The following is an 8,377-nucleotide window of genomic DNA, read 5'->3' as shown; positions in this document are numbered from 1 at the left end:
TCAAAAGGAAGCTTCCTGCAAAGAGGAAGGATATTCCGGTGATAAATATTGCCCTGACTGTGGAACTAAACTTTCATCAGGCAATACTATTGCAAAAACAGAAAATCATAGTTGGAATAACGGAGTAATCACTAAAGAATCTACATGTGCAGAGACAGGCGTAAAAACTTATACTTGTGGAATTTGTAATAAAACAAGAACTGAAAACATTGCAAAAACAACAGAACATCTTCATACTAAAATTCGTAATAAAAAAACTGCTACATGTGGTGAAACCGGTTATACAGGAGATACATATTGTACTGATTGTGGAGCAAAAATTTCATCCGGTAAGACCATTGCAAAATTAACTACTCATACTTGGGATGACGGAAAGGTCACAACAGAACCTACCTGTACAACGAAAGGTGTTCGAACATTTACTTGTAGTATATGTGCCAAAACCAAAACTGCGAGCATTGCAGCAACAGGACATCAGCATACTGAAATCCGCAAGAAAAAAGACGCAACCTGCGGCGAAGATGGTTATACAGGAAATACATATTGCACTGATTGTGGAAAGAGACTGGCATATGGTCAAACCATTAAAAAAACTGGCAACCATACTTGGGATGACGGAAAAGTAACAAAAGAGCCTACATGTACAGCAAACGGTGTAACAACTTTTACCTGCACTACATGTGGCAAAACAAAGACAAGAAGCATAAAAGCAGCAGGACATAGCTATGGAGAATATGTGGTTGTAAAAGAGCCGACATCCACAGAAAAAGGGCTGAAATCTAAAACCTGTAGCGTATGTGGAAAAGTATATTCTGTGACATTGGCAAAAACCGATTCTTCTAATGCAAATATAAAAAATACGACAAATTCAGAACAGAATACACAGACAAATCAGTATACCACTAAAAAGATTAAACTAAACCGCAGAAAACTGACTTTGAAAAGAGGCAAGAGTTTTAAATTAAAGGTTACTTTAACACCGATAAACAGTCGTGACAAAATTACTTACGTAACTTCAAACAAAAAAGTTGTCAAAGTCTACAGAAATGGCAGAATCAAAGCTCTGAAAAAAGGTAAAGCTAATATTACAGTAATTTCAGGTAATAAGAAAGTTATCTGTAGAGTAACGGTCAAATAAAGACTATACAATAAAAGACTCTCAAACAATTAGTCAAACTTTTGGTGCTTTAACGCCCTAATTATATATTTAATAAATATAATTTTAAAAGAATGATTAACAAAAATCCTTTATGAAATACAAGTTTTACAAAAACTGTATCCATAAAGGATTTTTTGCTATTATCATCAAATATATTTACTACGCATAACTCTCTTATCCATCTTTATTCCGACCCAATATTGAATCATCTTATACCTCCCTTGTATGTTCATACTAATCCAAAAGTTATATTTTCTCTAAAAAAAATCATTGACATCCCACAATTTTGCTATGTCAAAAGTATTTTACATATTGTAAAATGACGATTTATCGGCAATCTATTGCTACCACAGTAAATACTGCTTTTTTCTGCTTTTGTGTCAATGGTTTTAACATTCCCACTTCAAGCATTCTTTCAACTATATAAGGAATAAATTCTCCCCATGCAAATGCGTTACTGTTATTGTATCTAACTAATTTTTCCAAATGCTCCGGATACTTTGACTTATTTACCTCATAAAGTCTTTCATCCACTTTTTTCCCCTCTTCAAATATAAATTTTGGAATTTGTATATGATTTGCTACAAAATTGTTTATGACAGTTACTAAATTTCCATCTTTTACATTTATTACTGTAACCTGATTTTCTCCATCAACAACATATCCCTTTGCTGATAGATTGGAAAAACTACTTACACTTATTTTTTCTTTATCACAACCATTTGATAAATATGAATACAAGTCTTCCCAATCTTCCTGTGTATTACTCCTCCAGTCTATTTTTCTATCGCTATATATACAATTATACTGCTTACTTTGAAGCACCTGTTTATTATCTCTCCATACCTGACAATACATATAACCACAACCTGCATATTTATCATCTGGCTTCTGCCTAACACAATCATCTGTTACAGTTGCATACGCAATAAAATTTCCTCCGTCCGGTCTTTTTACTGCAAGTTCTTCCCAATTTTCCCAATCGTTTCCGAAAGAACTTAGCGCCATCATTACCAAATTGTATTTCAGATAATTTTTGTCATTATTAGGGCATATCATTCCCCAATTGTCCTCTGCTTTATCAAATTTTTCAAATAGGTCCTTGAAGAATTTTTCACATAAAAATTTTGCAACTTCTTTTTTAATATTTGCCTCTTCTGAAAAATCTTCTCTGCTATCTGTTATGTACATATTTGTCAGGTATTTAGGATTTTTTGAGCTGTCAACCTGATCAATATATCCCCATTCCACAAGTTTTCGTAATTCTCCTTCAATATAGGCAATAGGCACTTCCAACTCTTTTGAAATATCAGTTATTGTCTTTGCCTGATAATAACAACTCCATGCAATATTCTGTTTAAGCCTTGAATCAAACATATCCTTTGTATCACCGTTTTTCCCCGGGCTTCCACTATGTCCCATATTAATAAAATATATAGGATTTACACTTAAATTACTGTTTTTAACCATATCAATTTTCTCCTTTAATCCACTTCTGATGTCAGATAAATGCCATTTTACGGTTCCAACAGAAATATTAAGTTTCTTTGCAATATCCATTACTGACATTTCCTTATAGTATTTCATATATGTAATTACTCTTTGTCTGTTGGATAACATCCCAATTTCTTTTCTCAGTTTTTTGTATGTTTCTCCATTTTCAATATTATCAAAGCCGCTCTCAGTTACCGGATATTCTATTTTTAGAATGTCTATATGTTTATTTGAAATTTCATTATCAACAAATCTTGCATATACATTGCTCGCTATTCTATATACATATCCTTCTATATTTACAATATTATCTGTCTTAAGAAACGATTTATATATCTCAAGCATAATATTCGAAGCAAGTTCTTCAGCATCCGCAATGTTTCTCATTTTAGACATCGCAAATCCAAATATCTTCTGCTGGTATTCAACTATTAATTTGTCTGCATCTATCTTATTCACTATCTACCTCCGTGATAAACAAATGTGCACTTTTTGTTTTCATCTATATAGTGTATTAAATGTTAAAATAGGTTTGGTATAAATTTTTATTAATTCATCTAATCATATATATACTTTACCCCCTCTTCTTTCAATGTATTTTGATACATCCATTTATCTTTTTAGTTATTTTATCACAGTATTATCACCTTGACACTATTACACAAAACATATCGCAATGAGCATATCTCTGTGCTATAATAAATTGTTCTTAGTCTAAACTAAAACTTTTTAATTGACCAGAAAAAATATATCAAAAGACAAGGTATGGCATTTTATTAATCAAATTATATGGAGGATAAAAGATTGAAAAAAGCGATATAAACATTTTTAGTACTAATTCTAATTGTCACAAGCTTTTGTTTCACAAGTTTTGAAGATATGTACCAATGGGCGATAACTATGCAATGTACTGTGGTGAATGTGGCAAATATTTCTACGGTCCTACAAAACATGATGATTGGAACATACATATGTTTTATATTTGTAATGTGTTAGGTCTACCTGGTTCAGGCTGGGCATGGGCATGGGATACTTACGATACTTTCTATAAAAAAGAAGACCTCGAACATACAGATACTATGCAGCGCTCCTATTGTCAAAATAAAGGTAAACAAGTATCTCAGAAATTACTTGAAAGTAAATATACACCATATAGAACTGATGTACCAATGAGTTATCCGCCAACAGGACCTGTTTGGTGGTATATAGATAAATTCTAACAAATAAAATGTCACGATATAATTAAACAGCTAATATGTTTCTAAAATTTTGGATACATATTTATGAACTAAAAAACAAATGGATGTTTCTCTGCAATTACAGAAGACATCCATTTTGTTTTAGTTTGAATTATTTCATTATTATAATTCTATTAATCTCTGTCTTTTGACAAAGACCCAAATGAATCGAAGTTCTTTTTTGGACCATAATTTGTTCATTTTTTTTAACTATAACTTCCTGTGATCAGCGGAGTGTGTACATATACAAATCCTCTGTCCTGGAAGAACTGGTGAATCGCATATGCTGCCAGAGAACGAACTCTGAATACAGCCTGGAATGTGTTTGTTCTCGGACGGAGATGAGAAATTGTTCTAAGATACTCAAAGCTGTGACGCTTCTTCTGCAGTGGATAATCCGGTGCGGATGCTCCTTCGATCACAACCTCTTCTGCCTGGATCTCAAATGGCTGCTTATCCTGTGGTATTGCTACCAGTGTACCCTTAACAATGATTGCTGCTCCTACATTCAGTTTGGAAACCTCAGCGAAGTTCTCCATCTTGTCGTGATATACAATCTGTAATGTATCAAAATAAGATCCATCATTCAATACGATAAATCCGAATGTCTTAGAATCTCGAATGCTTCGAATCCAGCCCCCAACTGTTACCTCTTTGTCCAGATATGCCTCTCTGTTCTTAAATAACTCACGAATTGTTGTCAGTTTCATACCATTTACTCCTTCAAATAATTCTTCTATCTTTTTCTATTATCAGAATCTTCAAACAGATGCCTCCCGGCAGTCTTAACAGTTGTTATAACACTCCAGGAGCGCAGAGTAAATAAGAAACAACAGTTTTGAGTTATATTTTGATATATATATCACAAAATAATTATTGTATATTTATGCATAAATCAAGTTCAAAATGCAAAAAAAGGAATAATTTTCCATAATCATAACTAGCACTTCTTTTTTCACTTTTTTATTTGAATTTTTACAAGTAACTTAGATGTCAAAGCCGAAGCTAATAAAAAAGCGGTACATCCTGCTGTAAGTTTTCCAACGATCACAGGGACAATCATCTTTGGATTAACTCCTGCTGTAAAAGCAAGGTGATCTCCAAACGTAAATGATGCCGAAACAGCAAATGCAATATTTATGATTTTTGACTTTTCATTCATATCACCAATCATATTAAACATTGCTATATTGTTTGCCAAAGTTGCTATTAACCCTGCTGAGCCTACTTCATTCATTCCAAATATTTTTCCTACTTTTGATAAAATACTTCCAAATGTTTTTGTCATCCATTTCACCATTGGAAAAGCACCTATTAAAATAGTTCCGATCTGTCCACAAATTAAAAAAGAATTTTCAAGCGGGATTGTACCATTAGAATCTTCTTCTACCATAACCCGAAACAGAGGAAAATGAATTCCTGTTTGATATTCAAACACAGCAATTGCTATAAAAATTGTAATTAATATCTTCAAACCTGTTCCAAATTTTTGAAATCCTTTCAGCATTTTTTCTGGCCAGACCCAAAGACCAATTACAATCAGCGCTGCCATCAAAATTACTGGAAGCATATTCCTAATGATCGATAAAAGACTCATCTTATAAGACGTAAAATTCATTACAATTCCTCCGACCAAACATCCGATAGGTATTGTTATTATTCCTGCCAAAACACCTGCACCAAGATAAGGATAATCTTTTTCTTTCACCAAGGACATTCCTACTGGCAAAGTAAAAACTAACGTTGCCCCTAACATATTTGCTACTAATAACCCTGAGAAGTTTCCTACCGCATTATTCCCTGCAAGTTCCATTGCCAAAGGATATCCCCCTGTATCACTTGCAAGTAAGGTTCCCGCAAACATAGATGCATCAGCTCCTATCAGCTGATATATAGGTACAACAATTGGTTTTAGCACTATTGCTAAGACTGGTGCCGCCGCAATTACCCCTGCCATTGCCAGCATCATCGGTCCTATTGCATGAAATCCTTCCTCGAATTGTTGCCCATATCCCCATCGGTTTCCCTGGATTCTATCAACTGCTCCGATAAGCATAAAGATCATCATTATGAAAATAATTATCGAGTTCACAGACAAATTATTTATCCACATCTGTATACTTTCTATAAATTCACTCATATTTGTCTCCTCTGCAACACTTTATAAGGTTTCTTCTTCACATTTTACCATTTAAAAAAGGAGGTTCGGACTAATCCGCTCCTCCCCTTGCTGAAATAATTTCATCAATTATTCTCGACAGCTCTAATGCCGTCTCGACACTATATTTACAATCACTTAATTCTTCTGGTTTTCCGTATCCATACTTACAACCAACAAATGGAATCTGATTATATCTGGCAGCCTCTTTATCATAACTTCGATCACCTACCATAACTGCAAGTTCTGGCTTTTCTCTCAGTAATAGTTCTTCCAGACTATACTTTTTGTTATTTTTTTCTGTAACCCCCTGGATCACATCAAAATAATCATTTACTTCTAATTTTCTTAAAATAATATCTAACTCCCATTTTGATGCATTAGAACAGATTGCCAACTTATATCCTTTTTCTTTTAACTCTTCTAACATTTGATGGATTCCTTCAAATGTTTTTGCTGACTCTTTCATTCCATCAATCCAATATTTCTGAATTAATGTTTTGAATATCTCCACTTGTTCAGATTGATTCTCTCCAAAGAAATATCTTACATCCTGCTCAAATGGAGCCCCGATCCGTTCTATAAATTCTTTATCCGAAAACCCAGTTTTCCCTACTTCTTCCAAGGCTTTTCTATATGCCTTTACTGCATATACTTCTGTCTGATTGATTGTGCCATCTACATCAAAGATAACAATTACTTTAGAAGATTCCAATTGCACATCCTAAAATGCATAAGACAAATATGCCAAGTATAATATAAATTGTCTTAACATTTTTATTAAACAGGGCTACACAAAGGAATGTAGCTCCTAACGGAAGAATTCCCGGGAAAATCTGATCGAAAATTGATTGTAATGTTGTTTCAGTTCCTGCCAATGTAAAACTTAGGGTTGTTTGTAACGAGACCATCGTTCCTATCATTGCACCTATTACTGTCATACCAAGAATGGATGCCCCCATGGAAAGCTTGTCCATCAAATGATTTTCTTCTGAATTCTCAAGGAATTTTGTTCCCATCTTATATCCATACTTTCCACCAAGAATTTTCGTAATAAAATGAATTGCTGTATATAATAGGAAGTAAATCACTGCGCCAAGAATGTTTCCGCTTTTTGCAAGTCCAATTCCAATTCCTGCAGCAATTACTCTAAATGTTCCCCAAAAGAAGGAATCTCCTATTCCAGACATAGGTCCCATCAGACCAACCTTTACATTATTAATAGAAGATGTATCAAAAGTATCTGATTTTGCATTTTCTTCTTCCATTGCCACACCAAGTGTCATAAGGAATGGAGAAACATGTGGAGTTACATTGAATGTTTCTGTATGTCTTTTCAACGCTGCATAAAAATCATCATCATTTGGATATATTTTACGCAATGGCTTTTCAATTGCATACATATATCCATACGCCATCATTTTATCAAAAGACCATGATCCCTGAATCGTAAATGATCTCCAGAAAATACTTCTATAATCCTTAGGAGTCATGATTTCCTTTTTTTCATTTATTTTGTCTAATTCTGTTCTTTTATTTTCTTCCATCAGAAATCATCCTCCTCATCAAATTGCATATTATTTACTACAAGAAATGCGATACATAATCCTACAACTGCAACACCAATCACATCCATTCCAAGGTACATAACTGCTACAAATCCGAGGAAAAGGTATGGAAGTATTTTGTTGTTAGACATAATTTTAATCAAAAGCGCAAGTCCTACACAAGAAAGTACTCCTGCTGCAACATTAAATCCATTCAGTACCACCTCAGGAATCATATTCAGTACACTATTAATTCCATCAGAACCGAAGAATAATGCGATGAAAACCAAAAGTGCTGAAGGGATTCCAATTGACAGTGGCACTACTGTTAAATGTAACAGGTTTGCTTTTTTCAGATTTCTCTCATCAAGTGCTCTTTCAATCTGTTTTCCTGCCCAACTTCCAGGAATCGCGTAACAGAAGTTTCTCCACAGCTGCAGGAATACAGACAGTGGTAATGCAAGTGCTACAGCTGTTCCTGTTCCTGCTCCTGTCTGAATTGCAATTGCAATACTTAAAATACTAGAAGCATATACTTCCGGTGGAACAGCACTTCCAACCATAATAGATCCCATGAACATTGATTCCAATGTTGCTCCAATAATTACACCTGTTTGAAGATCTCCCATAATCAGACCTATAATTGGACCTGTAAACAACGGTCTAGCCATCATAGATGCTCCAAACAACTGCTCATCCATTGCTGCAAGAAGAGCGACAATAGACACAAGAATTGCCGGTATTAACATGATATTTCCTCCTTCTTTCTTACTACTATAAC

7 protein-coding genes and 1 pseudogene are annotated in these 8,377 nt (G+C 34.1%); 2 read left to right on the top strand and 6 right to left on the bottom strand.

The genetic code is table 11. The features are described 5' to 3' along the window. On the top strand, nucleotides 1-1,138 hold a 1,138-nt coding region (locus DWW96_RS14245; RefSeq protein ID WP_199522685.1), incomplete at its 5' end, for an Ig-like domain-containing protein. Nucleotides 1,139-1,486: 348 nt separating this feature from the next. On the opposite strand, the gene DWW96_RS08285 is transcribed toward DWW96_RS14245, so the two are convergent. Beyond that, entirely contained in the window at nucleotides 1,487-3,112 is a 1,626-nt protein-coding gene (locus DWW96_RS08285) for a sigma-70 family RNA polymerase sigma factor (protein WP_158562671.1), read from the bottom strand. Nucleotides 3,113-3,540: 428 nt separating this feature from the next. Between DWW96_RS08285 and DWW96_RS08280 the strand changes: the two genes are divergently transcribed. Continuing rightward, on the top strand, nucleotides 3,541-3,873 hold the full coding sequence (locus tag DWW96_RS08280; RefSeq protein ID WP_117910085.1) for a hypothetical protein: 333 nt from the start codon (nucleotides 3,541-3,543) through the stop codon (nucleotides 3,871-3,873). 233 nt (nucleotides 3,874-4,106) lie between these two features. On the opposite strand, the pseudogene DWW96_RS08275 reads toward DWW96_RS08280, so the two are convergent. From DWW96_RS08275 to DWW96_RS08255, 5 genes and pseudogenes are all read right to left on the bottom strand, one after another. Continuing rightward, nucleotides 4,107-4,601, bottom strand: a pseudogene (locus DWW96_RS08275) (OB-fold nucleic acid binding domain-containing protein); the annotation flags it as partial. Nucleotides 4,602-4,846: 245 nt separating this feature from the next. Next, nucleotides 4,847-6,031 (bottom strand): ethanolamine utilization protein EutH, encoded by a 1,185-nt coding sequence (locus DWW96_RS08270; RefSeq protein WP_117910084.1) that lies wholly within the window; start codon nucleotides 6,029-6,031, stop codon nucleotides 4,847-4,849. A 70-nt stretch (nucleotides 6,032-6,101) separates the two neighbouring features. After that, nucleotides 6,102-6,764: an HAD family hydrolase gene (locus DWW96_RS08265; RefSeq protein WP_117910083.1), complete on the bottom strand. Its 663-nt coding sequence runs from the start codon at nucleotides 6,762-6,764 to the stop codon at nucleotides 6,102-6,104. Beyond that, nucleotides 6,751-7,596 (bottom strand): PTS system mannose/fructose/sorbose family transporter subunit IID, encoded by an 846-nt coding sequence (locus DWW96_RS08260; protein WP_117910082.1) that lies wholly within the window; start codon nucleotides 7,594-7,596, stop codon nucleotides 6,751-6,753. The genes DWW96_RS08265 and DWW96_RS08260 overlap by 14 nt, the downstream gene beginning before the upstream one ends. Further along, entirely contained in the window at nucleotides 7,596-8,345 is a 750-nt protein-coding gene (locus DWW96_RS08255; RefSeq protein WP_117910081.1) for a PTS sugar transporter subunit IIC, read from the bottom strand. The genes DWW96_RS08260 and DWW96_RS08255 overlap by 1 nt, the downstream gene beginning before the upstream one ends. Nucleotides 8,346-8,377 lie beyond the last annotated feature (32 nt).

The organism is Eubacterium sp. AF17-7, from assembly GCF_003461285.1.
GTDB classification, from domain to species: Bacteria; Bacillota; Clostridia; order Lachnospirales; family Lachnospiraceae; genus Eubacterium_U; species Eubacterium_U album.
This window is presented reverse-complemented; position numbering and strand designations above follow the sequence as displayed.